This window comes from Streptomyces sp. NPDC020731 (assembly GCF_044334705.1).
Classification (GTDB): domain Bacteria; phylum Actinomycetota; class Actinomycetes; order Streptomycetales; family Streptomycetaceae; genus Streptomyces.
The window spans coordinates 1-26,021 of the sequence record NZ_JBIRTN010000035.1; the positions used below are offsets into that span (position 1 = coordinate 1).

Consider the following 26,021-nt stretch of genomic DNA (forward strand, 5'->3'; position numbering starts at 1 on the left):
GACGTGATCCGCGCCGGTCCGAGGACGGACACCCCCGACACGGCCCCGACCCACCCACCGGCCGCAGGCGCCCCGCCCGACCGGCCGCAGGCGCCCCGCCCGACCGGCCGCAGGCGCCACCCCCGACCCGCCCACCGGACCGGACGCAGCGCCGCAGGCATCGGACGCGCAGGCGCCGCCGGCATGAAACCCTGACCGACGACCAACGAGAGAGGTCGACCGAACCGTGCAAGACGACGCCCTCATCGCACAGGCCCAGGCGTGGCTCGCCGAGGACCCCGACCCGGACACCCGCGAGGAACTCGCCCGCCTCATCGACACCGGCGACCACGCCGAAATCGCCGCCCGCTTCAGCGGCACCCTCCAGTTCGGCACCGCCGGCCTCCGGGGCGAACTCGGCGCAGGCCCGATGCGCATGAACCGCTCCGTCGTCATCCGCGCGGCCGCCGGTCTCGCCGCGTACCTCAAGAAGCACAGCCCCGCCGGGGCGGACGGCACAGCCGGCCTCGTCGTCATCGGCTACGACGCCCGCCACAAGTCCCGCGACTTCGCCGAGGACACCGCCGCCGTCATGACCGGCGCAGGCCTCCGGGCGGCCGTCCTCGACCGTCCCCTCCCCACCCCCGTCCTCGCCTTCGCCATAAGGCACCTCGGCGCCGTAGCCGGAGTGGAGGTCACCGCCAGCCACAACCCGCCCCGCGACAACGGCTACAAGGTGTACCTCGGCGACGGCTCCCAGATTGTCCCCCCGGCCGACGCGGAGATCGCCGCCGAGATCGAGGCCGTCGCCTCCCTCACCACGGTCCCCCGCCCCACCGAAGGCTGGGAGACCCTCGACGACACCGTCCTGGACGCCTACCTCGCCCGCACGGACGCGGTCCTGTCCAAGGACTCCCCCCGCACCGCCCGCACCGTCTACACGGCGATGCACGGCGTCGGCAAGGACGTCCTCCTCGCCGCCTTCGCCCGGGCCGGTTTCCCGGAACCCGTCCTCGTCACCGAGCAGGCCGACCCCGACCCGGAGTTCCCGACCGTCGCGTTCCCCAACCCGGAGGAGCCCGGCGCGATGGACCTGGCCTTCGCGAAGGCCAGGGAGACCGACCCCGACCTGGTCATCGCCAACGACCCGGACGCCGACCGCTGCGCCGCGGCCGTCAAGGACGTCACGGACGGCACGGGCGGCACGGACTGGCGCATGCTGCGCGGCGACGAGGTCGGCGCCCTGCTCGCCGCCCACCTGGTCCGCCGCGGAGCGACCGGCACGTTCGCGGAGTCGATCGTGTCGTCGACCCTCCTCGGCCGCATCGCCGCGAAGGCGGGCCTCCCCCACGAGGAGACCCTCACCGGCTTCAAGTGGATCGCCAGGGTCGAGAACCTCCGCTACGGCTACGAGGAGGCCCTCGGCTACTGCGTGGACCCGGACGGCGTACGCGACAAGGACGGCATCACCGCCGCCCTCCTCCTCACGGAACTGGCCTCCGAACTGAAGGCCGAGGGCCGCACCCTCCTCGACCTCCTCGACGACCTCGCCGTGGAGCACGGCCTGCACGCCACCGACCAGCTCTCGGTCCGCGTACAGGACCTCGGCCTCATCGCCTCCGCGATGCGCCGCCTGCGCGACCGGCCGCCCACGGAGCTGGCCGGCCTGCGGATCACCACCGCCGAGGACCTGACCCGGGGCACGGAGAAGCTCCCGCCCACCGACGGCCTCCGCTACACCCTGGACGGCGCGAGGGTCGTCGTCCGCCCCAGCGGCACGGAACCGAAGCTGAAGTGCTACCTGGAGGTGGTGGTCCCGGTCGCCACGCGGACCGACCTCCCCGAGGCCCGTACGAAGGCGACGGCGCTCCTCGCCAGGATCAAGCAGGACCTGTCCGCGGCGGCAGGCATCTGAGGAAACCCGACGCGGGGCGAGCGCGCTCGTCCCGCGTCACCCGCTCGGCCCACGGCCGGCAGCACCCGCTCAGCCCACGGCCAGCAACACCGCCAGCAGCAAGGCCCCCGCGACCGCGGGCCCGGCGATCTCGTAGGCCCACCGCACGGTCACCTCACCCTGCGCGGCCTCGGCACCCTGCCGCCGCTCGTGCAGCTCACGCATCTCGTCCATCGCCCGGTCGCTCTCGTGCCGCCGAACCTCCTCGGCGGCACCCTCCGCGCCGCGGCCGCCACCGCCCTTGCGCGCGGCCTGCGCGGCGGCCCGCGCCTCCTGCCGGTGCGCCTTGCTACGGGCCCGCAGCGAGACCGGAAGGGCCCACAGCTGGTACTTCGCACCGGACTCGGTGAAGACCTCGTTGGAGAAACCGGACCGCAGTGAGCCGACCTGCCCCCAGGGCAGCACGATCACGCGGAACGGGTTGCGGACGCGCAGCCGGTCGTCGTTCACGTACACGGCGGGGCGCAGCGTGTAGGCGGTGATCAGCGGCACGAGGAGGAGCATCAGGGCGAGGGCCAGCCACGGGGTGCGGCCCTCGCCGGCGAACACCGCGTCGACGCCGAGCCATCCGATGACGGCGAGCATCAGCACACCGCCGACGAGACCCGCGGGTGAGCGGTAGATGCGGTCCTGGTACTGGGGCGCCGCAGACCCGGTCGGCTTCGTGGGCTCCGGGTCGGGCGACTGGTGCTCGGGGGACGTCATGGTCCCGATTCTGCACGACGCCCCGGAGGACGTCGTACGCGGTGGAGGCCGTGCGGGATCCCCCACGGGGCTGTACAGCCGCTACGCGCGTAGATATGCTCGTCTGGTGACCATGCCCCTCACTGCACCAAACGCTCTCAGCGACGTCACCGCGTCCGGCAGCACGCTGCGCCGCTTCCTCCACGGGCTGCCCGGCGTCGACGCGGTCGGCCTGGAGGCGCGCGCCGCCTCCCTCGGCACCCGCTCGATCAAGACGACCGCGAAGGCGTACGCCATCGACCTCGCCATCTCGATGGTCGACCTGACGACGCTGGAAGGCGCGGACACCCCGGGCAAGGTCCGGGCGCTCGGCGCGAAGGCGGTCCGCCCCGACCCGACCGACCGCGCCACGCCCGCCACGGCCGCGGTCTGCGTCTACCCCGACATGGTGGCCACGGCGAAGGAGGCCGTCGCCGGTTCCGACGTCAAGGTCGCCTCCGTCGCCACCGCCTTCCCGGCCGGCCGCGCCCCGATCACCGTGAAGCTGGCGGACGTCCGCGAGGCCGTCGCCGCCGGTGCGGACGAGATCGACATGGTCATCGACCGCGGGGCGTTCCTCGCGGGGAACTACTTGAAGGTGTACGACGAGATCACCGCCGTGAAGGAGGCCTGCGGGGCGAACGCCCGCCTCAAGGTCATCTTCGAGACCGGCGAGCTCTCGACGTACGACAACATCCGCCGCGCCAGCTGGCTCGGCATGCTGGCCGGCGCGGACTTCATCAAGACCTCGACCGGCAAGGTCGCCGTCAACGCGACCCCCGCGAACACCCTCCTCATGCTGGAGGCGGTCCGCGACTTCCGCGCCCAGACCGGCGTCCAGGTCGGCGTGAAGCCGGCCGGCGGCATCCGCACGACCAAGGACGCCGTCAAGTTCCTGGTCCTGGTCAACGAGACCGCGGGCGAGGACTGGCTGGACAACCACTGGTTCCGCTTCGGCGCCTCCTCGCTTCTGAACGACCTGCTGATGCAGCGCCAGAAGCTGGCCACCGGCCGCTACTCCGGCCCCGACTACGTGACGGTGGACTGATCACCATGGCATCCGCATTCGAGTACGCACCGGCGCCCGAGTCCCGCTCGGTCGTCGACCTCGCCCCGTCGTACGGCCTGTTCATCGACGGCGAGTTCACCGAGGCGGCCGGCGGCAAGGTCTTCAAGACCGTCTCCCCCTCCACGGAGGAGGTCCTCTCCGAGGTCGCCGAGGCCACCGAGGAGGATGTCGACCGCGCGGTGAAGGCCGCCCGCAGGGCCTTCGAGAAGTGGTCGGCGCTCCCGGGCTCCGAGCGCGCGAAGTACCTCTTCCGCATCGCCCGCATCATCCAGGAACGCAGCCGCGAGCTCGCCGTCCTGGAAACCCTCGACAACGGCAAGCCGATCAGGGAGACCCGCGACGCGGACCTCCCCCTGGTCGCCGCGCACTTCTTCTACTACGCGGGCTGGGCCGACAAGCTCGACCACGCCGGCTACGGCGCGAACCCGAAGCCGCTGGGCGTCGCGGGCCAGGTCATCCCCTGGAACTTCCCGCTCCTGATGCTGGCGTGGAAGATCGCCCCGGCACTGGCGACCGGCAACACGGTGGTCCTGAAGCCCGCCGAGACGACGCCCCTCTCCGCGCTCTTCTTCGCGGACATCTGCCGCCAGGCGGGTCTGCCCAGGGGCGTCGTCAACATCCTCACCGGTGACGGCCGCGCCGGCGCCGCGCTGATCGCCCACCCCGACGTGAACAAGGTCGCCTTCACCGGTTCGACCGCCGTCGGCAAGGAGATCGCGCGCACGGTCGCGGGCACCCGCAAGAAGGTCACCCTCGAACTGGGCGGCAAGGGCGCCAACATCGTCTTCGACGACGCCCCGATCGACCAGGCCGTCGAGGGCATCGTCAACGGCATCTTCTTCAACCAGGGCCAGGTCTGCTGCGCGGGCTCCCGCCTGCTGGTCCAGGAGTCGATCCACGACGAGCTGCTTGACTCCCTCAAGCGCCGCCTGTCCACGCTCCGCCTCGGTGACCCGCTGGACAAGAACACCGACATCGGCGCGATCAACTCCGCCGAGCAGCTGGCCCGGATCACCGCGCTGGCCGACCAGGGCGAGGCGGAGGGCGCCGAGCGCTGGTCCCCGTCCTGCGAACTTCCGTCGTCCGGCTACTGGTTCGCCCCGACGCTGTTCACGAAGGTCACCCAGGCGCACACCGTCGCCCGCGACGAGATCTTCGGCCCGGTGCTGTCGGTGCTGACCTTCCGTACGCCCGACGAGGCGGTCGCCAAGGCCAACAACACCCCCTACGGCCTGTCGGCGGGCATCTGGACGGAGAAGGGCTCGCGCATCCTGGCGGTCGCGAACAAGCTCCGCGCGGGCGTCGTCTGGTCCAACACGTTCAACAAGTTCGACCCGACCTCGCCGTTCGGCGGCTACAAGGAGTCGGGCTTCGGCCGCGAGGGCGGCCGCCACGGCCTGGAGGCGTACCTCGATGTCTGAGAAGTCCGAGCAGCGACTGAGTGTCTTCAAGACCTACAAGCTGTACGTCGGCGGGAAGTTCCCGCGTTCCGAGAGCGGCCGGGTGTACGAGGTGAGCGACGCGAAGGGCAAGTGGCTGGCGAACGCCCCGCTCTCCTCCCGCAAGGACGCCCGTGACGCGGTGGTCGCCGCGCGCAAGGCGTTCGGCGGCTGGTCCGGCGCGACGGCGTACAACCGCGGCCAGATCCTGTACCGGATCGCGGAGATGCTCGAAGGCCGCCGTGACCAGTACGTCGCGGAGGTCGCCGACGCCGAGGGGCTGTCGAAGTCCAAGGCGGCCCTCCAGGTGGACGCGGCGATCGACCGCTGGGTCTGGTACGCGGGCTGGACCGACAAGATCGCCCAGGTGGTCGGCGGCGGCAACCCGGTCGCGGGCCCCTTCTTCAATCTGTCCTCCCCCGAACCGACGGGCGTGGTCGCCGTACTGGCCCCCCAGGAGTCGTCCTTCCTGGGCCTGGTCTCGGTGGTCGCCCCGGTGATCGCGACGGGCAACACGGCGGTCGTGATCGCGTCCGAGGAGTCCCCGCTCCCGGCCCTCTCCCTCGGCGAGGTCCTGGCCACCTCCGACCTCCCCGGCGGCGTGGTCAACATCCTCTCCGGCCGTACGGCGGAGATCGCCGCCCCGCTCGCCGCGCACCAGGACGTCAACGCGATCGACCTCGCGGGCGCCGACGAGGCGCTGGCGAAGGAACTGGAGATCGCGGCCGCGGACAACCTCAAGCGGGTCCTGCGTCCACAGTCTGTGGACGACTGGTCGGCGGCGCCCGGCACGGACCGCATGACGGCGTTCCTGGAGACCAAGACGGTCTGGCACCCGACGGGTTCGCTGGGCGCGTCGGGCTCCGCCTACTGACCGGCCACCCTGCACCGCCGGCCCTCCGCCCCCCTCGAAGAAGGCCGCGGCTCATCTCCGTCCAGATGAGCCGCGGCCTTCTTCGAGCACCGCCGGCCGGGTGCGACACGGCGTCCGTCGCCGGCGATCGACCCGTTCGGAAGGTACGCATCACGGCGCTCGGCGTCCTGCGGGGCCGTCGCTGAGCCCGGTGGCCCCGGTGATCCGGCTGACCTCGGTGAACAGGACCTCGAAGGCGGCCCGGCACACGGCGACAGAGGGTGGTGAGGAGACCGGAAGACGCCCCGAGCGCGGGAGTGGGGCTACGCCCTGGCCACCTCGGATTCCAGAGCCGTCTTCGACGCCGGGCGCGCTGTGGCCCCGAGGTCCGAGTCGGAGAAGCGGTGCGGGCTCCCCTCGCACCACCTGATACGGGCCATCAGGACCTGGGACCGGACCCACATGGACGACGTACTCGTCCACCGGGAGACATACGACAGCCGCCCGCGCGGTGAACCGTCCCGCTCCCTGCACAGGGTGACGCCGAGGACGAGGCCGGTGCTGTGGCGACGGCATCCCCATGCCGGTCACGGCACAGGTGCTGCCCGGACCGGCTCCCCCGCTCAGCCTCCGATGAGACGCGAGGCGCCTGTTCCCGGTGTCACCGGGAACAGGCGCCTCGCGCAAGGGCTCAGCCCTGGAGCTTCATGCCCTCGGGTGAGGTGAGGCCCTCGGCGGGGTGGGCGCGGAACGTCGCCGTCCAGACGGTGGGCGGACAGGACGTGCCGTTGGGGTGCTGTTCCGTCAGCTTGGCTCCGGCGCTGTCCTCGACGACCGTGTCACCGCTCTTCGCGGACGTCACGACGAGCCGCACCTCCACGGTCTTCGCGCCGACGTCGTCGGGCAGACGGACCGCCAGCGACATGAACGGGTCGTCGGAACTGCCCGACGCCTGCTCCTCGCACGCGCCGTCCACGCACAGCCGGAGCCTCGCCGCGTCCGGTTCTCCGAAGTCGGCGGGCCGCCACACGACGGACACCTGCGAGTCCGCGGCGGCCTCGGTGCACGGCGTGTCCCGGCCGAGGGCCGAGCATCCGGTCAGGGCCACCGCCAGCAGCGGGACGAACAGGGCTCGGCGCATGTCAATACCTCGCTACGGTGCCGGGGAAGGCGCTGTTGGCCAGCCCGATGTCGGTGAAGTACAGCCAACACGGGTCGAAGAGGCCGCCGCTGTTGTCGCCGCCGCCACCTCCGCCGCCGGAGATGATCCCCTTGGCGAAGGCACGCCCGCTGCCGTCGACGGTGTACACCGGGCCGCCGGAGTCACCCTTGATGGTGCAGGAGCCGGACGTCTTCTTGGCCACGACCATGTTCTTGGCCGTCGTACCCCCCGAGTAGCGGATGGTCGCCTGTGTGTCGGTCACCTTCCAGCCGCACTTCTCGCCGGTCATCATGCCGCCCGTGCAGACCTTGTCACCGCTTTGCGCCCAGCGCCGCCAGTAGTCGTGCACGGCGCGCGACGAACTGGACGTCTTGCCGCCCTTGTAGATCCGGGCCGACGCGGAGCTGCCGCTTTCGACCCGGTACAGCGCCAGGTCACCCGAGTAGTACTTCTGGCCGGACAGCTTCACCGAGCCGGAGCCGTTCTTCCAGTTGTCCCGGACGACCGGACCTATGTAGTCGCTCTTGCTGGGGTTCAGGACGGCACCGTTGCCGGTGGTGCAGTGGCCCGCGGTCACCACGTACCACTTGCCGTTGTACTTCCAGCTGAAGCCCGCCGTGCACCATGTGGCCGAACTCATGGTCAGCTGCGAGTAGATACGCGCCCCGCCGTAGTAGGGCGAGGTGTCGTTGTAGCGGTTCGCCTGCGGGTCCAGCGCGTCCACACCGGGAGTGACCTGCACGGCCACCGAGTCGGTGCCGTAGCGCTCGCCCAGAGCCGCGACCAGCTCCGGGGCGGCCGTCTCGGTCTCCACGACGACACGGTTGTGCACGGCGTCCACGGACGCGACGCGCAGCCCGCCCACGCCGGGCAGTTCCGCATCCGGCAGCTGGAGGATCTCGTCACGTACGGACTCCAGCGCGGTGACGCTGTGCTCCACCACTTCGGTGCGTGGGGCGACCTCCTCGGTGACCGTCGGCCCGGCCGGCTCGGGTGTGGTCTCCGTGGTGTCCTCCGGCATTTCGAACGACTCCTCGCCGGTGGACTCCGCGGCCCCGTCGGCGGGTGGCGCGGGGGTCTCCGTCTCGGTGGTCTCGGTGTCGGGCTTGGTGTCGTCCTCCGTGTCCTCGGCGGGCGCTCCGCTGCCTTCGTCGGCCGGAACCTGCGTCACCCGGATCGGTGCGGACGCCTCGTCGGCCGAGGCCGACTCCACGACCGGCGCGACCAGTTCGCCCGTCGCCGGATCGACGTAGGGCGGGGCGAAGGCGTCGGGATTCTCCGCCGCGCGCTCCTCGGCCAGTTCCAGGGCGTACGCCTGAGCGGGTTCCGGCTCCTGGACATCGTCGCCCCCGCCGTCCTCGATGACCTCCACCCGGTCGACGATCACCGAGACCGGTTCGGCCCCCGGCGGGTCGTACGGCCCACCGAAGCGGGCGCCGATCTGCCGGCTGCCGCTGCCGGACAGGGACGAGGTGTCCCACACCAGCTTCGGGGCCGAGCCACCGGTGAGCGGCACCGGCCACGAGACGGTGGTGGAGTCGGTCCGGGTGACCTGGGAGGCCGGGACGACCTGCCACGGATCGGCGGACGACGCCCGCTGGAGGAAGGTGACCTCCGTCAGCGAGGCCGGCGCGCTGACCGCGAGATCGGCAGACCCCACGAGCACTTCGCCGTTGGCGGGCGCGGTCACGGCCGCCCGTCCGACGTGAAAGACGCGCTCGGTCTCGGCCGAGACGTTGCCGGCCCGGTCGGTCGCGGTGACGACGAGCTGATGGCTGCCCTCGGTGGCCGGGGTGACCGGCAGCGCCACCGGGCCGCCGCTGGTGGTGACGCTCCGCTCGGTGTCGCCGTCGACGCGGTAGGTCAGGATGCGGGTGTCGGCACCGTCGGGCGTCAGCGTGAACGTCCCGGTCACCTGCGCGCCGCCGGCCCAGGCGTCCGCGGGGTAGGACGCGGAGGTCACGGCCGGGACGCCGGGCGCGGTGGTGTCGACGGTGAAGCGGTGGTGCGCGGTCGCCCCGCCCGTGCCGTCGCCGTCGACGCCGCGCACGTGCAGGTACCAGACGCCCTCGGCGCGGGTCGTCGCGTACGACGTGCCGGTCGTCTCGGCCGTGCTGTCGGGCACGGTGTCGGAGGCGGAGTCGACGACGATGCTGTACCCGGCGGAGGCGCCGGAGGGCGCCGTCCAGGTCGCCTGGAAGGAACCGCTCTTGTACGCGCCCGTCTGGTCGGGGTGGGTGGACGAGCTGATCGCCGGACTCGGCGGCAGCGTCGTGTCGACCCGGAAGGGCAGGTGCGCGGCGGTGGAGGACCAGTTGCCCGCCTGGTCCTTGGCCCGGACGTGCAGGTACCAGGTGCCGTCCGCGTCGACGGTGGTGGTGAACTTCGTCAATGTCTGCGCGGTGCCGGTGGTGGCCGGCAGGGTGTCCGTGACGCGGTCCACACTGACCGCGTAACCGGCGATGCCGGACAGGTCGGCGGGCGCGGACCAGTTGAACGTCGCGGTGCGGTCGGCGTAGGCGCTGGTCGTCACGGGATGCGTGGAGGAGGCCAGACCGCCGGGAGCATCCGGGGCGGTGGTGTCGACGTTGAAGGCGCGGTGCTGGGTCGAGGACCACAGACCCGCCTTGTCCTTGGCGGCCGCGTGCACCCACCATGTTCCGTCGGTGCGCCCGGACCAGTCCACTCCGGCCGCCGTCTGTGTGACGGTCGTTCCGGCAGCGGTCGTCGGGTTCTGGTCGAGCTTGACGGCGTACCCGCTCACGCCGGAGGCGTCGGTCGCGGCGAGCGTGCCCGCGAAGGTGGTGGCGCTGTACCAGGCCGACGCCGAGGGGTGGCTGGTGGAGGTGACGGCGGGGGCGGACGGCGCGGTGGTGTCGACGGTGAACGTCTGCCAGGCCGACCAGGCACCGGTGTCGGTACCGTCGGACGCCCGGGCCCGCCACTTGTAGTCACCCGGTGCCAGTGTGGTGGCCGTGCGGGTGGCCACCGCCCCGGAGGCCACGGCGGCGGACGTGCCGGACTGCAGGGCCGCGGCGCCGGTCGCCGTCCACACCTCGAAGGTCAGCGTGAGCTGCTGGGCGTCGGCATCGGTGGCCTTGGCGGACAGCGTGGGTGTGGTGTCGGAGGTGTAGGCGCCGGTCAGCGGGGAAACGGCTGCCGCGGTACCGGGCTTGGAGTTGTAGGTGACCGTCAGGGACGGCTCGTAGGCGGCGTTGTGCGAACCGTCCGTCTGGTTCGCCGAGTGATAGCGGCGCCAGGTGAGCGGGTCGGTCTCGTCGACGGCCGCGATCCGCACACCGTGGTTGGGCTGACCGTCGGCCCAGGCCTGGACGATGCCGTCGATGTCCCAGGAGACATGCCCGGCCGGGCAGTTGGAGTTGTACCCCTTGGCCGCTGTGGAGGTCACGGCGCCGGTCGTGGTGGTCGTGGGCTGCTCGGCCCAGGTGAGGGCCGACGGGTCCCAGGCCGAGGTGATACGGCGTACCTGGTTGCCGGAGTTGCTGGTGCTGCACGTGGACGAGTAGTACGAGTACAGGCGCAGGTCGGTGTCGAGGACGTGCTTGCCCGCGTACTTCGCCACGTCGAACTTCAGATACGAGCGGGCCTTCTCGGTGCCGTTGTACGTGCCGGCCTTCAGCTCGGTCGAGCCGCGCTGCGAGGTGAGGTAGTCGTCGTACTGGACCCAGGTGTCGGTCACCGGGCCGAGCAGGGAGTCGGTCGGGTCGATGGTGACCGGGTACTTCAGCTCGGGGTCGGCGAGGAACTCCGCGTCGGGCCGCAGGACCAGGACCTGGTCGCCGGTGTCCGCGTCCCGCTCGATCGTGACGTCGATGGCCGCGAGGTCCTCGGGCTCGCCGGAGGCGCGCTTCTCGCCCGAGCCCCACATCACCGGCAGCGGTGCGGTGGCCACCGCACGGCCGTTGCCGTCGTTCCAGCGCAGACGTTCGTCGGCGGTCTCGTGCAGGGTGAGGTCGTCGGCCGAGACAGGCAGCCGGTAACTGACCGGGCCGTCGGGGCGCTCGTGCAGGACGACGGAGTGGGAGAAGCCCTCCTTCAGGGCGGTCACCACGACGTCACCGCCCGCGACGGCGCCTTCGTAAACGGCGGTCGAGCCGTCCAGGCGGGGTTCGGGAAGCTTGCCGTCCCAGTCGAGGCCGAGGGTGTGGCCGCCGCGGGAGACCTCGGCGAGGGGTTCGTCCGCGCCGCCGCCGGAGAAGGTGATGCCGGCGGCCGCGTTCTTCGGCCGCACCACGCCGTCCTCGGCCACGAGGGCCGTGTCGACGGGCCGCCAGCTGCCGTCGGTCTGCTTGACCCGGATCGGGCCGGTATACGCCTCGACGGTGGTGGTGCCGTCGGCGTTGGCCCAGGTGGTGGTCGACTCGGTTCGCTCGGAGACGATCTCGCTCCGCGCGCCGGACTTCTGCTGTGCCGTGGTCGCCGCCTCGGTCACCGCCTCCGCGGCCTCGGCGGACGCGGGCTCGTTGAACAGGGGCAGCGGGGCGCACACGAGAGCGGCCAACAGGCCTGCCGCCAGGGCTCGTCGTCCGATGCGGGATCTTCGCCGGCCGGGAACCGGGGCGATCGGCGTGCGGTCGTACACAGGGGAACCTTCCCATCCATCTCGGTCAAAGGTTGGATGATCTTAATACCCATGTATGACATGTCCACAAAAACCATGCCGTCCCGACCCGTTGACGGGCCTCATCCGCCCTCCTCACGCCACGACCATCCGCCTCGTTCCGGCCGCTGCGGACGGTGACGCCCTCGGTCGGGCCATCGGACGCTTCCTCCAGGAACGCCGGCCCTCAGTGCCCGGACGACGCGTCATGGCCGTCGACGGCAAGGCACTGCGCGACTTCCGCACCGCGAGACAGCCGGCCACCGCCCTGATGGCCGCCTTCGCCCACCTCGACCACCCGCACGCCCGCCAGGCCCTCCGAGTCGTACGCCGGGGACAGGCGGGAGAACCGGTCGACGAGTGGTCGCAGCAGGGCACGCGGCGGGGGGTGCGTGCGCGGGCTCGGTGTGTGCGGGCGACCGTGCGGTCCCGGCGGCGGCACGGTCCCCGCAATGCGACTGGACGCTCACCATGTGGTCGAACTCCGCGATGCACGGGCCGCACGCGTGCACGTCACCCGTCGCGCCGGGCGCGGCCGCAGAACCGACCCACAGTACGGCCACGCCCTCGCGGCGGCAGTACAGCCAACATGCGCCCGTCAACCAGGCGTTGCCGTCACCGGCCTGCGCGACCACGGGCCACGCGTCACGCCACGGGCACTCGCCGGACGGGACGGACATCATGCCGTACCCGTCCACCCGTACCCGTCCGGCCGAATCCGCCGGGGACTCCATGACCGCGTGGTCGCCGAAGTCCCCGCGGTGGCGCCGGTGTCTCACCGCGCCGCCCCCTGATCGGGCCGGAGCGCGGAGGCGAGCGGAGCGGACCCGGCGCACGAGGGTGCGTCGAGTCCGAGGGACGGCAACGTCACCCCCACCGCCTTGAGCGCGTCGCGCAGGTCCTCACACGCCCGTAAGGACACGTCCGAACCCGTCCTGGTGCTGGGCGGAGCGGCCTGGCGGCCGTTCGTCGACGGCATCAAGGACAGTTCCCTGCAGGACGGACGCGGGCGCGGCGGACGGCAGGGTCAGTTCCTCAGCGCGTCCGTCGCCTGCCCCGCCACCGGGATGCCGCCGACCGACCGCGCCTGGGCGACCGGCCCCGTCACCTCCCGCGAGTCCACCGCGCGGAAGTCGGCGACCTGCGTGCCGACGCCGTTGTCGAGCGGGTCGACGCCCGTGCCGGCGAGCGGGTTGGGCTTGAGGTCCGCGACCGTGCCGACGACCTGGCCGGCATCGTCGAGCAGCGTCTCGGAGTTCGCGGCCGACGCCGTGGCCGCGCCGAGGCCGAGCGCCGCACCCGCCGTCGCGAGGACGGCCAGGGCGCGTCGGGCGGTCGGCGTCCTGGGTGCCTTGTGTCGGGCCATCGCTCTGCCACCTGTCGCCTTCACCGGGTAATCGGATCGACGCGAAGAGTAGTCGATGTGTGACGCGCGCTTCAAAGCCGTACCGCGGGGCGTACGCCGCGCGGGCGATGCCTCAAACTGGTGTCCCGTGAGCTCCTCCCAGTCGCCCGTATCCGCGCGAGTCGTGCTGCTCTGCGGCCCCTCCGGCTCCGGCAAGTCCCTCCTCGCGGCCCGTTCCGGTCTTCCCGTGCTGCGCCTCGACGACTTCTACAAGGAGGGCGACGACCCGACCCTGCCCCTCGTGGCGGGCAGCTCCGACATCGACTGGGACGACCCCGGCTCCTGGGACGCGGACACCGCCGTCGCCGCGATCGACCGGCTGTGCCGCACGGGTCGTACGCCGGTTCCCGTCTACGACATCTCGCTGAGTGCCCGTACGGGTGAGACGGCCGTCGACATCGGCGGCACGCCGCTGTTCATCGCCGAGGGCATCTTCGCCGCGGAGATCGTCACGCGCTGCCGTGATCTGGGGCTGCTGGCCGACGCCCTGTGTCTGAGCCGGGGTCCGGTGCGGACGTTCCGGCGGCGGTTCCTGCGGGATCTGAAGGAGGGCCGCAAGTCGGTGCCGTTCCTGCTGCGCCGCGGCTGGCGGCTGATGCGGCTGGAGCGGTCGATCGTGGCCCGCCAGACGGCGCTGGGCGCGTACGCCTGCGACCGGGACGAGGCGCTGGGCCGCCTCGCGAGGGCGGCGGTCGCCGGGCGTACGGCGACGGCGACGGCGACGGGTACGAGCACGCCGGCCTAGCGGCCCCCGCGCACATACGAAAGCACATACGAAAGGCGGGACTGGGCGGGCCCCCCGGCCCTCCAGTCCCGCTGTTTCGCACTCCCCCGTGATCCCCCCTGGTCCCCCTGACCCCTCTTGATCCCCCCGGATCCGCAGAGGTCCCCCGTGACCCCCTTGTGCTTCCCCCTCCGATCCCCCGTGATCCCCCTCGGTCCCCCTCTTGTCACGGTGACGTCCCCCGACATCCCCGCGGTCCCCGTGCTCTCCGGAATCCCCCCGGATCCCGGATCCCCCGTTTCCCCCGTACCCTCAGGCGACAAGCTCCCCGAAGGCGTCCTCCTCGTCACGGCCGAAGCTGAGGACCTCGTCCTCGCGCAGCCGGCGGAGCGACCGCCAGATGCTGGACTTCACCGTGCCGACACTGATGCCGAGGATGTCCGCGATCTCCGGGTCCGTGCGGCCCTCGTAGTAGCGCAGGACCAGCATGGTGCGCTGGAGCTCGGGCAGCCGGGCCAGCGCCTGCCACAGCACGGCGCGCAGCTCGGTGCCGCGCATCGCGTCCGTGTCACCGGCCGTCTCCGGCAGTTCCTCGGTCGGGTACTCGTTCAGCTTGCGGCGGCGCCACGCGCTGATGTGCAGGTTGGTCATGGTGCGGCGGAGGTATCCGCCGACCGCCGCCTTGTCGCTGATCCGGTCCCACGCCCGGTAGGTCGAGAACAGCGCGCTCTGCAGCAGGTCCTCGGCCTCGAAGCGGTCGCCGGTCAGGTGATAGGCGGTGGCGTACAGGGAGGCGCGGCGCTCCTGGACGTAGGTGGTGAACTCCACCTCCGACAGCGAGCGGCGCTCCCCCGAGCCCTCCCCGTACGCGTTCCCCCCGTCGGTCTCCCCCGTGGGTGCGTCAACCACCGTCATGATCGTGGTGTGCTGACGCCCGGTGCCGCGAGCGCACCCCCGCATGCTCGCCGCACCGGACTTCTCGGAACCCCGGTGCACGTCGTGCAGACGCGTGATCACTGCGCTGGTGCTGATGCCGTGCAGCGTGTTCATCTCGCGCCCCCCGTCGTGGACTTCCGGTGTTCTGCCCTGCCGTTGTGCTTGTGCCGAACAGCTTGCCGGTGGACCTTCATGGCCGTGTCAGCCGACTGTCACAGGCGTGTCACAGGGGTTGGTCACGGTGGGCCCACAGATCCTTCACAGGTGACCGTGCACGTAGCGGCACGTATGCGGGCCCAATGGGCATCTGCCGCCCACGGGTCGAACAGGAAGCCCTCCATGGGCCAGAATGGGCCCGTGCCTTCACTGTTGCTGATCGAGGACGACGACGCCATCCGTACGGCCCTGGAGCTCTCACTGACGCGCCAGGGTCACCGGGTGGCGACCGCTGCCAGCGGTGAGGACGGTCTGAAGCTGTTGCGTGAGCAGCGGCCGGATCTGATCGTGCTGGATGTGATGCTGCCCGGCATCGACGGGTTCGAGGTGTGCCGGCGCATCCGGCGCACGGACCAGTTGCCGATCATCCTGCTGACCGCGCGCAACGACGATATCGACGTGGTGGTCGGGCTGGAGTCCGGCGCCGACGACTACGTCGTCAAGCCGGTGCAGGGCCGGGTGCTGGACGCCCGTATCCGGGCGGTGCTGCGGCGCGGGGAGCGGGAGTCCAGTGACTCGGCGACCTTCGGCAGTCTGGTCATCGACCGCTCGGCGATGACGGTGACGAAGAACGGCGAGGACCTCCAGCTGACGCCGACCGAGCTGCGGCTGCTGCTGGAGCTGAGCCGGCGGCCGGGGCAGGCGCTGTCCCGGCAGCAGTTGCTGCGGCTGGTGTGGGAGCACGACTACCTGGGCGACTCGCGTCTGGTGGACGCCTGTGTCCAGCGGCTGCGCGCCAAGGTCGAGGACGTGCCGTCGTCCCCGACGCTGATCCGTACCGTGCGCGGTGTCGGTTACCGACTGGACACGCCTCATTGAACCCTCCCCCCGCTGAAGCAAGGGGATTCCTGGCTCAAGCGGCTCGTTCGCTCGACGAGCGGACGAGTCCGGCCCTCTCCGCGCCGGCCGGGACGGAACCTGCCCGGTTGTCCGTCAGGACGCGGGAGTCGCGCGTGCCCGGCTCCCGCGACGCACGACGGTCGGCCCGTCCGACCGTGTGGGCGGTTTTTCCGCCATGGGGCGAAAACCCCGTTTCTCGCCCTGCTCCGCAGGAGCTCGATTCCTTCCCCGGTCGCGGCCGGGAGCGTCCTCGGAGGTCTCCGTGACACAACAGCACCAGGGGAGCTCCCGCGACTGGTCCGCGGTGCGCAGGGGAGTCTGGTCACGGCTGCGGTTCACCAGCCTGCGGCTGCGGCTGGTCGTGGTGTTCGGGCTGGTCGCGCTCACCGCCGCGGTGTCCGCGTCCGGCATCGCGTACTGGCTGAACCGCGAGTCGGTGCTGACCCGCACCCAGGACGCGGTGCTGCGCGACTTCGAGCAGGAGATGCGGAACCGGGCGGGCGCGCTGCCCGAGCACCCCACGCAGGACGAACTGCAGCGCACGGCGGGCCAGATGGCGACCAGCAGCCAGCGCTTCACCGTGCTGCTGGTCGCCGAGAATCCCGACGGACGGACCGTGTACGGCAGTTCGGGCGGGCTGAACGGCTTCTCGCTGCAGGACGTGCCGGTCTCGCTGCGCGAGGCGGTGACCGAGCGGCAGGAGATCACGTCGAACAACACGTACCCGCACCATCTGTACTGGCAGCGGATCGTCGACGGCGACACCCCGTACCTGGTGGCGGGGACGAGGCTGATCGGCGGCGGGCCGACCGGCTACATGCTGAAGTCGCTGGAGCCGGAGGCCAAGGACCTCAACTCGCTGGCCTGGTCGCTGGGGATCGCCACCGGGCTCGCGCTGATAGGTTCCGCGCTGCTCGCGCACGCGGCGGCCACGACGGTGCTGAAGCCGGTGCAGCGGCTCGGGGTGGCCGCGCGACGGCTCGGCGAGGGGAAGCTGGACACCCGGCTCAGGGTGTCGGGCACCGATGAACTCGCTGATCTGTCAAGGACGTTCAACAAGGCGGCCGAGGCGCTGGAGAAACGGGTGGCGGACATGGCAGGGCGCGACGAGGCGTCCCGGCGGTTCGTGGCGGACATGAGCCATGAGCTGCGTACGCCGCTGACCGCGATCACGGCGGTGACCGAGGTCCTGGAGGAGGAGCTGGAGTTCGAGGGCGGCGGCATCGACCCGATGATCGAGCCCGCGGTACGGCTGGTGGTGAGCGAGACCCGGCGGCTGAACGACCTGGTGGAGAACCTGATGGAGGTGACCCGCTTCGACGCGGGCACCGCCCGGCTGGTCCTCGACGACGTCGACATGTCCGACCAGATCACCGCCTGCATCGACGCGCGCGCCTGGCTGGACGCGGTCGACCTGGACGCCGAGCGCGGCATCCACGCCCGGATCGACCCGCGCCGGCTGGACGTGATCCTGGCGAATCTGATCGGGAACGCGCTCAAGCACGGCGGGTCGCCGGTGCGGGTCTCGGTGCGGGAGGACGGCGCGGAGGGCGCCGGGGACGGGGGCGTGGTGGTCATCGAGGTGCGGGACCACGGGCCGGGCATCCCGGAGGAGGTCCTGCCGCACGTCTTCGACCGCTTCTACAAGGCGAGCGCCTCGCGGCCGCGTTCCGAGGGCAGTGGCCTGGGCCTGTCCATCGCGCTGGAGAACGCCCACATCCACGGAGGCGAGATCACCGCGGCCAACTCCCCTGAGGGCGGTGCCGTGTTCACCCTGCGGCTGCCGCGGGACGTGTCCGCGCAGAACCCCTCGGAGACGGCCGACGGCATCGAGGACGACGGTACCGAGGGGGACGCCTCATGAACGTACGACGGACTGCCGTACGACGGACTGCCGTACGCCGTGTGCCGGGACTGCTGGCGGCCGGGGCGCTGGGAGTGCTGCTCGCCGGGTGCGGGATACGGGCCACGGAGGTGCCGACCGACTTCGGTCCGGCGCCGTCGCGGGTGCGCTGCTCGCCGGCCGGGCCGGAGGTGTCGACGCAGGCGGAGCGGGGGCTGCCGGTGCAGGTGTTCCTGCTGTGCGGGTCGTCGCTGGTGGCCGTCGACCGGACGGTGCGGGTGCCGGACGGGGCGGCGGACTCGCGGCGCGTGCTGGTGGCGCAGGGGCTGCTGGACGAGTTGTCCCGGGAGCCGTCGGCCGCCGAGCAGCAGGCCGAGTACAGCACGCGGGTACGGCGCGGTACGACCGTGAGCGGTCCGCGGTCCGGCGATCCGGAGGACACGCTGCGGCTGAGCGCCGCGCCCGGGAGCCTCACCTCCGCCGGGCTCGCGCAGATCGTGTGCACCTTCTCCGACTCGGCGGCGGCCGAGGGCGACGGCTCGGTGATCCTGGGCGGGCCCGACGACGCCCGGCCGCGCCGCTACGAGTGCACGGACGAGGTCCGGTCCCGTCCGGACGACGAGGAACCGCCGTCCTCGGAGGCCACCGGCGGGTGAGTCCCCGCTGTGGCGCATGCCTCATGCGGTGAACGGGTGACATCCCGGAACCGATCGTGCCGGAGGCCGCGTCTAGGGGATCGTGCAGCGTCAAGGCTTCATCGGCGGCACCGCCGCGACCCGTATCCGCGTGACAGGGAGTCTCCTCCTGGGCGCGCATCTCGCGTTCGTCGCCTGGTACGCGCTGCGCCCTCTGGACGTCCCCTGGGTGATGCCCGCCAATCTGCGGCCACTGGACGGCATCCGGGGCGACTTCGCGCTGGGCTGGGCGACGGGGGTCCGCCGGATCTGCGAGGGGCTGGCGCTGCTCGCGCCGCTGGGCGTGCTGCTGCCGGTGGCCGGGGGCCGGCTGGCCGTCTCCCGACTGGGTTCGCTGATCCGCACCATGGCGGCGACCGCGCTGGTGTCGCTGGCCGTCGAGATGTTGCAGACGGCGGTGCCGGGTCAGGTCGTGGACGTCGACTCGCTGCTGCTCAACACGGCGGGCGCGGCGCTCGTGCATGCGGCGGTGGTGCCGGCCGGCCGCGCCTGGCTGCACCGCCGGACGGTACGGCGGTCCGTCACGGCCCTCCTCCCGGAGGAGCCGGCTCAGGGTAGGACCCCGACGATTCCCAGGGTCGGGATCGCCCCGTGGAGCGACGCTTTGCCCCCTTCGTCTCCGTAACGTGGAGTGCACAGAGGCAGCCGGTCGGGAGGCCTCGTACCACTCACGAAGGAGCCGCGATGAGCCGCCTCGCCCGCCCCACCAACGACCGCATGATCGGCGGAGTGTGCGCCGCGCTGGCCCGGCGCTTCGGTACCTCCGGGACCACGATGCGGGTGATCTTCCTGCTGTCGTGTCTGCTTCCGGGGCCGCAGTTCCTGCTGTACATGGCGTTGTGGATCCTGTTGCCGTCGGAGGGCAAGGCCCGGGCGGCCTGGTAACTCCGCGGCGCCGTCTCCCCCGAGTACGCCGATGGGGCGCGACCCGGTTCCGGGTGCGCCCCATCGGCGTGTTTCCGCCTGGCGGGGTCAGGCGCCGATCGGCATCCCGTTGAGGGTGACGCCCTGGGTGGGCAGGTCCTGCAGCGGCATGCCGCCGAGCAGACCGGTGGCCGGGGTCTCGGGGCCCGCCTGCTGGGCGATCGGCCGCGCGGTCGCCACACCGGTGCCGGCCAGTTCCTGGCCCGTCGCCAGCGCACGGTCCGAGCCGGGCACCGCGGTGGCCAGCTTCTCCGCCGGGACGGCCCGGTTGACGGTGTCCAGCGCCGGAGCGGCGTCCGGGACGGCCGGGGCCGCACTGGCGGCGCCGGCACCGGCGGCGGCGAAGGCGGCACCCAGCACGGCGACACCGAGGGTCTTGGCAGCAGACTGCTTCATGAATTGCGTCCTCGAAATGGGATACGGGGAGTGAGCGGTACCGAGACCGTAAACACGGGGCCCCTCCCGCCGCAAACATCGAAATGCGGACGGATGGTGGGCATCGGCGGTGTTCACGTTTCCCGTGGACGCCCCTCTCAGCTTTCCGTCACCGGAGAACCGCTGGTGGAAGCCGTCTGACGGAACAGCCATTCGGATTTCAGCTCGGCGTATCCGGGCTTGATGACGTCATTGATCATGGCCAGTCGTTCATCGAAAGGAATGAACGCTGATTTCATCGCATTGACGGAGAACCACTGCATGTCGTCGAGCGTGTAACCGAATGCCTCGACCAGGTGCTCGAATTCCCGGCTCATGGTGGTGTGGGACATCAGGCGGTTGTCGGTGTTCACCGTGGCCCGGAAGTGCAGCCGGCGCAGCAGACCGATGGGATGCTCGGCGTACGAAGCGGCGGCCCCGGTCTGGAGGTTGGAACTCGGGCAGAGTTCCAGCGGGATGCGCTTGTCCCGGACGTAGGAGGCCAGCCGGCCGAGTTCGACCGTGCCGTCGTCGTGGACCTGGATGTCGTCGATGATGCGCACCCCGTGCCCGAGCCGGTCGGCGCCGCACCACTGCAGGGCCTGCCAGATGGACGGCAACCCGAACGCCTCACCGGCGTGGATCGTGAAGTGGTTGTTCTCCCGCTTCAGGTACTCGAAGGCGTCGAGGTGCCGGGTGGGCGGGTAGCCGGCCTCGGCGCCCGCGATGTCGAAGCCGACGACGCCCAGGTCCCGGTAGCGGTTGGCGAGTTCGGCGATCTCCAGGGCGCGGGCGGCGTGCCGCATCGCGGTGAGCAGGGCGCCGACCCGGATGCGGTGACCGTTCTCCCTCGCGCGCCGCTCGCCCTGCCGGAAGCCCTCGTCGACCGCCTCGACGACCTCTTCGAGGGTCAGTCCGCCCTCGAGGTGCTGTTCGGGCGCGTAGCGCACCTCGGCGTAGACGACGCCGTCCCCGGCCAGGTCCTCGGCGCACTCGGCGGCGACCCGGACGAGGGCGTCGCGGGTCTGCATGACCCCGACGGTGTGCGAGAACGTCTCCAGGTACCGCTCCAGGGAGCCGGAGTCGGCGGCCTCCCTGAACCACAGGCCGAGCTTGTCGGGGTCGGTCTCGGGGAGCTGGAGGTACCCGCTCTCGCGGGCCAGGTCCACGACGGTGCCGGGGCGCAGCCCGCCGTCGAGGTGGTCGTGCAGCAGAACCTTGGGCGCCCGGCGGATCTGCTCCGTCGTCGGGGTGTTCGCGATGGTCTGGCTCGTCATTTCCGCACCCTAACTCCTACGCGCGTAGATCACCTGGTGGACACATTCGTCGATACGTAATGGTGACCGCACGGCCGGGTGGAGTACACCCGCACTTCTGAGAATGTTCTGCCATGGCACAGGAAGCGACGCCGGTTCGCATGGCCCGGCTGGGGAGGGCGCTCGGCCCGGAGCCGACGGCGGTGGGCGGAGTGGTGCTGCTGCTCCCCGGCGGCGAGGAGGTGTCCGGCCGCAGACCGTCCGCCGTGCTGGCGGCCGCCTCCGTACGCGCTCTGGGGCGCCGTCTCACCCGCACGGGCCGGGAGCAGAATCTCGCCGCCCATGTCGTCCACTACCGCTACCGGGGCTGGAACGGCAGCGAGGCGCATCTCGCGCGCGACGCCGCGTGGGCCGCCGACGAGGCCGTACGGCGCTACGGGGACGTCCCCGTCTGCCTCGCCGGGCTCGGCATGGGCGGCAGGGCCGCGCTCCGCGCGGGGGGCCACGAGGCCGTCAACTCCGTGCTGGCGCTGGCCCCCTGGCTGCCGGACGAGGATGTGGCGGCGCCACCCGAACCGGTGAAACAGCTCGCCGGGCGGCGGGTGCTGATCGTGCACGGCACGAACGACGCGCGGAGCGATCCCGAGTTGTCGTTCCGGCTGGCCGCGCGGGCGAAGAAGGCGAACCGGGAGGTGTGCAGGTTCGAAGTCCATTCGGACGGGCACGGTTTGAGCCAGTACCGGGAGGAAGTGCTGGCACTGGCGGAGGACTTCGTGATGGGGGTGCTGTTCGGGCGGGCGTTCTCGCGGCCTGTGCAGGATGCCTTGGCGGCGCCTCCGCCGTTGGGGTTGCGGATGCCGCTCGCTGTCGGGTTCGGAAAGTCTCTGCGGCGGTAGCGCCGGTGGCTGACCGTCGTACGGCCGGTGCGGGCTCGTTGTGGCTTGTCGCGCCCACGCGGCGGAGCCGCATATCGATACAGCCCCACGCCCCTGGGGGTGTTGCCCCCGCGCCGGCAGCCAGTCACCCCCTCCTCAGGCCGGCAGCAGCGTGCCCCTCTTGCTGAGCAGGAACTTCTTGAAGGCCGCCACCGGGGGTGTGTCCGGGTGGCCGGCCAGCCAGGCCACGCCGATCTCTCTGGCCGCTCTGGGGGCCGTGACCGTCAGTTCGACCACTCCGGGGCGGGGGAAGGCCGGCGGCGGCAGGAGGGCCACGCCCAGGCCCGCCGCCACCAGGCCGCGCAGGGTTTCGGCCTCCTCGCCCTCGAAGGCGATACGGGGTTTGAAGCCGGCCTGGGTGCAGAGGTCGTCGGTGATGCGGCGCAGGCCGTAGCCGGGTTCCAGGGTCACGAAGGTCTCGTCGGCGGCCTCGGCGAGGCGGATGCGGCGGCGGCCGGCGAGGCGGTGGTCCACGGGGACGACCAGGCGCAGTTTCTGCTCGTCGAGGCGGCGGGCGACGAGGTCGGGGGCGTCGGGCACCGGGGAGGTCAGGCACAGGTCGAGTTCGCCCGCGCGGAGACGTTCCAGCATGGCCTCGCCGTAGTTCTGGACCAGGCTGAAGCGGATGCGCGGGTGGTCGGCGCGGAAGGCGTGCAGCAGGCCGGGTACGGTCTCGGCGCCCATGGTGTGCAGGAAGCCGAAGGCGACCTTGCCGGTGGCGGGGTCGGCGTCGGCGCGTACCTCTTCGGCGGCGCGCCCGATCTCGGCGAGGGCGCGTTCGACGGAGGTGAGGAAGGTGCGGCCGGCCGGGGTGAGGGAGACGGTGCGGCCGTGGCGGGCGAACAGTTCGACGCCCAGGTCCTGTTCGAGGCGGACCATCGCCCGGGAGAGGGTGGACTGCGGGACCTGCATCTCCTGGGCGGCGCGGGTGACGTGCTCGGTGCGGGCGACGCCGGCGAAGTGGGCGAGGCGGGGTGCCAGCAGCCTCGACATGTCCTCCGTGTCTTGTGTGTCACTGCTCCGTGACAGTCGACTCCGTGACCTCTGCTGATGCGCCATAGGAACGATTATGACGATTCCGTGCATTGGACGGATGAGCGGGGGCGTACGTAGCTTCGAGGCATGACTCCCGCCAGTACCGGGGCGTCCACCAGCGTGGGCGCCGTCGCATCCGTTCCCTCCGCCCAGCCGCCCGTCTCCGAGTCCCGGATGTCTCCGGGCGGACCCGGTTACCGCCGGATGAGTCTCGCCCTGTTCCTCGCGGGCGTCGCGACCTTCGCGCTGCTGTACTCCACCCAGGCCCTGCTGCCGCTGATCTCCGGCGACTTCGCGGTGAGCGCGGGTGACGCGAGCTGGACGGTGGCGGCGGCGACCGGTGGCCTGGCGCTGTTCGTGCTGCCGATGAGCGCGCTGTCGGAGCGTTATGGACGGCGTACGGTCATGACGGCCTCGCTGGCCGTCGCGGTGACGGTGGGGCTGCTGGTGCCGTTCGCGCCGTCGCTGGGCGCGCTGGTGGCGCTGCGGGCGCTGCAGGGTGCGGCGCTGGCCGGGCTGCCGGCGTCGGCGACGGCGTATCTCGCGGAGGAGGTCACGCCGAAGGCGCTGGTGACCGCGATCGGGCTGTTCGTCGCCGGCAACAGTGTCGGCGGGATGAGCGGCCGGGTGATCACCGGCTGGGTGGCGCAGGAGTGGGGCTGGCGGGTCGCCGTCGGGGTGATCGGCGTGGTCGCGGTGGTGTGCGCGGTGGCGTTCCGGCTGCTGCTGCCGGCGCCGAAGCACTTCCGGCAGGGCTCGCTGCGGCCGCGCGTGCTGGCGCGCACCGTCCGGGACCATCTCGCCGACCCGCTGCTGCGGCGGCTGTACGCGATCGGCGCGCTGTTCATGACGGTGTTCGGCGGTGTGTACACGGTCATCGGCTACCGGCTGACCGAGGCGCCGTTCTCACTGCCGCAGGGCATCGTGGGCTCGATCTTCCTGGTGTACCTGGTGGGTACGGTTTCCGCTTCGGCGGCCGGGCGGCTGGTGGGGCGGCTGGGTCGCCGGGGCGCGCTGTACGCGGGTGGTGGCACGACGGCGGCGGGGCTGGTGCTGTCGCTGGCCGGTTCGCTGTCGCTGGTGCTGCTGGGACTGGTGCTGATCACGGGAGGCTTCTTCGCGGGGCACGCCGTGGCGTCGGCGGCGGTCGGGAAGACGGCGACGGTGGGGCGTGCGCAGGCGTCCGCGCTGTATCAGTCCGCGTACTACGTCGGGTCCAGTGTGGGGAGCACGGTGGGTGCGCTGGCCTTCCACGCGGGTGGCTGGGGCGGGACGGTGGGGGTCGGGCTGGTGGCGGTGGCCGGGGTCGCGGCGATCACCCTGGCCGGGACGCGGGCGGCGGCGCGGGCTGCCGTGGTCCGGCCGGCCTGACTTTTCCCGCCCCCGCCGCCCCTTCCCGTCCCGACCCCTGGGGGCTGCGCCCCCAGACCCCCTTCGGCCCTGAACGGGCCTCGTCCCTCGAACGCCGGACGGGCTGACTTCCAGCCCCTCCGGCGTTCGAGGGACGGGGGTCCGGGGACGGGGCGGCGGGGGCGGGAAACCTTCTGCGCCGGCAGCCCTGGCCTGCACGTTCGTTCACACGGCGGGCCGTTGTCAGTGGGCTGCGGTAGCTTCCGGAGTGGTGGACCACGACGACACCACATGGGGTGGGTGGACGATGACGAACGGCACCGCGACGAAGACCGACCTGGACGCCAGGCTGGAGGCGCACCGGGTCGAACTGACCGGGTACTGCTACCGGATGCTGGGCTCCTCCTTCGAGGCGGAGGACGCGGTGCAGGACACGATGATCCGTGCCTGGCGCAGCTTCGACAAGTTCGAGGGCCGCTCCAGCCTGCGCTCGTGGCTGTACCGCATCGCGACCAATGTGTGTCTGGACATGCTGACCGCGGGCAACAAACGCGCCCGGCCGATGGACCTGACCGAGTCCACACCGCTGGCGCGGGCGGCCCTGTCGCCCCGCCCGGACAACACGTGGCTGGAGCCGATGCCCGACTCCCGGGTGCTGCCCACGCCCGCCGACCCGGCGGAGGCCGCGGTCGCCAAGGAGTCGGTGCGGCTGGCGTTCATGGCCGCGCTGCAGCAGCTGCCGGCCAAGCAGCGGGCGGTGCTGATCCTGCGGGAGGTGCTGGCCTGGAGGGCGAGCGAGGTCGCCGAGCTGCTGGGCACGTCGGTCGCGTCGGTGAACAGCGCGCTCCAGCGGGCCCGGGCCACGCTGGCCGAGCGGCAGCAGCCGGGAGCCGACGCGTCGGTGTCCGACCCGCTGGACGAGGAGCAGCAGAAGCTGCTCGAGCGCTATGTGGCGGCGTTCGAGGGGTACGACATGTCGGCGCTGACCGCGCTGCTGCACGAGGACGCCCTCATGACGATGCCGCCGTTCGACCTGTGGCTGACCGGCGCCCAGGACATCACGGGCTTCATGACGACGCTGGGCGCCGCCTGCGCGGGTTCGCGGCTGGTGCCGGTGGAGGTCAACGGACTGCCCGGGTTCGCACAGTACAAGCCCGACCCGGAGGCCGGCGGTTTCACTCCGTGGGCGGTCCAGGTGCTGGAGATCTCAGACGGCCGGATCACCGGGTTCCACTGCTTCCTCGACACCGAGCGGTGGTTCCCGCTGTTCGGGCTGCCCCTCCATCTCGAAGCGGAGGCCGACCAGGTCGAGCAGGGCGCATAGCGCCGGAGAGGGGTCGCGCAGCCGTATCCGGCCGCCGGACCGGCGGGCGGTGAGCTGGAGCCGTGCGAGCAGGTTGACGGCGGCGAGACCGGCCGGCCCCAGCCCGGCGACATCGCACACGACCACCCGGCCCGAGCCACCACCACCGCCTCCCCCGTCCAGCAGCGCCCGCAGTGCGTCGCAGGGTCCGCTCACCTCGTCCGGGGCGAGAGGGCCGTTGAGCACGAGTACGGGCGGTGTCATGGCGTCCACGACCGGTAGACCGGGCAGCGGCGCGTAACTCATCGCGGGGCCTGCGCCGCAAGGATCACATTGACCTGCGCA

General features: G+C 71.8%; 22 protein-coding genes. 13 read left to right on the forward strand and 9 right to left on the reverse strand.

Going from position 1 to position 26,021, the window contains the following annotated elements; genetic code table 11:
• The first annotated feature begins 226 nt into the window (after window positions 1–226).
• A complete protein-coding gene (locus ACH4VX_RS34555) occupies window positions 227–1,894 on the forward strand; it encodes a phospho-sugar mutase (RefSeq protein ID WP_398373166.1) in 1,668 nt (555 codons plus the stop codon).
• Window positions 1,895–1,963: 69 nt separating this feature from the next.
• On the opposite strand, the gene ACH4VX_RS34560 is transcribed toward ACH4VX_RS34555, so the two are convergent.
• The gene (locus ACH4VX_RS34560) at window positions 1,964–2,638 is read right to left on the reverse strand and encodes a PH domain-containing protein (RefSeq protein ID WP_398373168.1); all 675 of its coding nucleotides are present in this window, start codon (window positions 2,636–2,638) and stop codon (window positions 1,964–1,966) included.
• Window positions 2,639–2,750: 112 nt separating this feature from the next.
• On the opposite strand from ACH4VX_RS34560, the gene deoC reads away from it, so the two are divergent.
• From deoC to ACH4VX_RS34575, 3 genes are read left to right on the forward strand one after another with little or no spacing between them, the layout of a single operon-like run.
• Window positions 2,751–3,704, forward strand: a complete 954-nt coding sequence (deoC, locus tag ACH4VX_RS34565) for a deoxyribose-phosphate aldolase (protein WP_398373206.1) — start codon at window positions 2,751–2,753, stop codon at window positions 3,702–3,704.
• Between the two features lie 5 nt (window positions 3,705–3,709).
• A complete protein-coding gene (locus ACH4VX_RS34570; protein WP_398373170.1) occupies window positions 3,710–5,146 on the forward strand; it encodes an aldehyde dehydrogenase family protein in 1,437 nt (478 codons plus the stop codon).
• On the forward strand, window positions 5,139–6,038 hold the full coding sequence (locus ACH4VX_RS34575; RefSeq protein ID WP_398373172.1) for an aldehyde dehydrogenase family protein: 900 nt from the start codon (window positions 5,139–5,141) through the stop codon (window positions 6,036–6,038). Before ACH4VX_RS34570 ends, ACH4VX_RS34575 begins: the two co-directional genes overlap by 8 nt.
• Window positions 6,039–6,708: 670 nt before the next feature.
• Here the strand turns inward: ACH4VX_RS34575 and ACH4VX_RS34580 are convergent.
• The 3 genes from ACH4VX_RS34580 to ACH4VX_RS34590 all read right to left on the reverse strand — a co-directional run bounded on the left by ACH4VX_RS34580 (window position 6,709) and on the right by ACH4VX_RS34590 (window position 13,166).
• Window positions 6,709–7,158 carry a hypothetical protein gene (locus ACH4VX_RS34580; RefSeq protein WP_398373173.1) on the reverse strand — a complete coding sequence of 150 codons (450 nt, stop codon included), beginning with the start codon at window positions 7,156–7,158 and terminating at the stop codon, window positions 6,709–6,711.
• Window position 7,159: 1 nt separating this feature from the next.
• Window positions 7,160–11,701: a DNRLRE domain-containing protein gene (locus tag ACH4VX_RS34585; RefSeq protein WP_398373175.1), complete on the reverse strand. Its 4,542-nt coding sequence runs from the start codon at window positions 11,699–11,701 to the stop codon at window positions 7,160–7,162.
• 1,126 nt (window positions 11,702–12,827) lie between these two features.
• A complete protein-coding gene (locus tag ACH4VX_RS34590; protein ID WP_398373176.1) occupies window positions 12,828–13,166 on the reverse strand; it encodes a hypothetical protein in 339 nt (112 codons plus the stop codon).
• A gap of 163 nt (window positions 13,167–13,329) precedes the next feature.
• Between ACH4VX_RS34590 and ACH4VX_RS34595 the strand changes: the two genes are divergently transcribed.
• Window positions 13,330–13,950 carry a uridine kinase gene (locus ACH4VX_RS34595; protein ID WP_398373208.1) on the forward strand — a complete coding sequence of 207 codons (621 nt, stop codon included), beginning with the start codon at window positions 13,330–13,332 and terminating at the stop codon, window positions 13,948–13,950.
• Window positions 13,951–14,241: 291 nt separating this feature from the next.
• On the opposite strand, the gene ACH4VX_RS34600 is transcribed toward ACH4VX_RS34595, so the two are convergent.
• Window positions 14,242–14,979, reverse strand: coding sequence for a SigE family RNA polymerase sigma factor (locus tag ACH4VX_RS34600; protein ID WP_398373177.1), 738 nt, complete (start codon window positions 14,977–14,979; stop codon window positions 14,242–14,244).
• 243 nt (window positions 14,980–15,222) lie between these two features.
• Between ACH4VX_RS34600 and afsQ1 the strand changes: the two genes are divergently transcribed.
• The 5 genes from afsQ1 to ACH4VX_RS34625 all read left to right on the forward strand — a co-directional run bounded on the left by afsQ1 (window position 15,223) and on the right by ACH4VX_RS34625 (window position 19,344).
• Window positions 15,223–15,900, forward strand: a complete 678-nt coding sequence (afsQ1, locus tag ACH4VX_RS34605; protein ID WP_398373178.1) for a two-component system response regulator AfsQ1 — start codon at window positions 15,223–15,225, stop codon at window positions 15,898–15,900.
• A gap of 283 nt (window positions 15,901–16,183) precedes the next feature.
• Window positions 16,184–17,785, forward strand: coding sequence for an ATP-binding protein (locus tag ACH4VX_RS34610; protein WP_398373180.1), 1,602 nt, complete (start codon window positions 16,184–16,186; stop codon window positions 17,783–17,785).
• Window positions 17,782–18,420, forward strand: a complete 639-nt coding sequence (locus ACH4VX_RS34615; protein ID WP_398373181.1) for a hypothetical protein — start codon at window positions 17,782–17,784, stop codon at window positions 18,418–18,420. Before ACH4VX_RS34610 ends, ACH4VX_RS34615 begins: the two co-directional genes overlap by 4 nt.
• An 82-nt stretch (window positions 18,421–18,502) precedes the next feature.
• A complete protein-coding gene (locus tag ACH4VX_RS34620; protein ID WP_398373183.1) occupies window positions 18,503–19,084 on the forward strand; it encodes a VanZ family protein in 582 nt (193 codons plus the stop codon).
• A gap of 59 nt (window positions 19,085–19,143) precedes the next feature.
• Window positions 19,144–19,344 (forward strand): PspC domain-containing protein, encoded by a 201-nt coding sequence (locus tag ACH4VX_RS34625; RefSeq protein ID WP_398373184.1) that lies wholly within the window; start codon window positions 19,144–19,146, stop codon window positions 19,342–19,344.
• Window positions 19,345–19,431: 87 nt separating this feature from the next.
• On the opposite strand, the gene ACH4VX_RS34630 is transcribed toward ACH4VX_RS34625, so the two are convergent.
• Window positions 19,432–19,779 (reverse strand): ATP-binding protein, encoded by a 348-nt coding sequence (locus ACH4VX_RS34630; protein ID WP_398373186.1) that lies wholly within the window; start codon window positions 19,777–19,779, stop codon window positions 19,432–19,434.
• A gap of 137 nt (window positions 19,780–19,916) precedes the next feature.
• A complete protein-coding gene (locus tag ACH4VX_RS34635; RefSeq protein ID WP_398373188.1) occupies window positions 19,917–21,074 on the reverse strand; it encodes an adenosine deaminase in 1,158 nt (385 codons plus the stop codon).
• Window positions 21,075–21,187: 113 nt separating this feature from the next.
• Here ACH4VX_RS34635 and ACH4VX_RS34640 point away from each other — a divergent pair, with 113 nt between their 5' ends.
• Window positions 21,188–21,949, forward strand: a complete 762-nt coding sequence (locus tag ACH4VX_RS34640; protein WP_398373189.1) for an alpha/beta hydrolase — start codon at window positions 21,188–21,190, stop codon at window positions 21,947–21,949.
• 135 nt (window positions 21,950–22,084) lie between these two features.
• Here ACH4VX_RS34640 and ACH4VX_RS34645 read toward each other — a convergent pair whose 3' ends face one another.
• The gene (locus tag ACH4VX_RS34645; protein ID WP_398373191.1) at window positions 22,085–23,047 is read right to left on the reverse strand and encodes a LysR substrate-binding domain-containing protein; all 963 of its coding nucleotides are present in this window, start codon (window positions 23,045–23,047) and stop codon (window positions 22,085–22,087) included.
• A gap of 63 nt (window positions 23,048–23,110) precedes the next feature.
• Here ACH4VX_RS34645 and ACH4VX_RS34650 point away from each other — a divergent pair, with 63 nt between their 5' ends.
• Together ACH4VX_RS34650 and ACH4VX_RS34655 are read left to right on the forward strand one after the other, a co-directional pair.
• Window positions 23,111–24,394, forward strand: a complete 1,284-nt coding sequence (locus ACH4VX_RS34650; RefSeq protein ID WP_398373193.1) for an MFS transporter — start codon at window positions 23,111–23,113, stop codon at window positions 24,392–24,394.
• Window positions 24,395–24,680: 286 nt separating this feature from the next.
• A complete protein-coding gene (locus tag ACH4VX_RS34655) occupies window positions 24,681–25,697 on the forward strand; it encodes a sigma-70 family RNA polymerase sigma factor (RefSeq protein ID WP_398373195.1) in 1,017 nt (338 codons plus the stop codon).
• Here ACH4VX_RS34655 and ACH4VX_RS34660 read toward each other — a convergent pair.
• Entirely contained in the window at window positions 25,581–25,982 is a 402-nt protein-coding gene (locus ACH4VX_RS34660; RefSeq protein ID WP_398373197.1) for an STAS domain-containing protein, read from the reverse strand. The two genes, ACH4VX_RS34655 and ACH4VX_RS34660, sit on opposite strands and share 117 nt — an antisense overlap.
• Window positions 25,983–26,021: the final 39 nt, after the last annotated feature.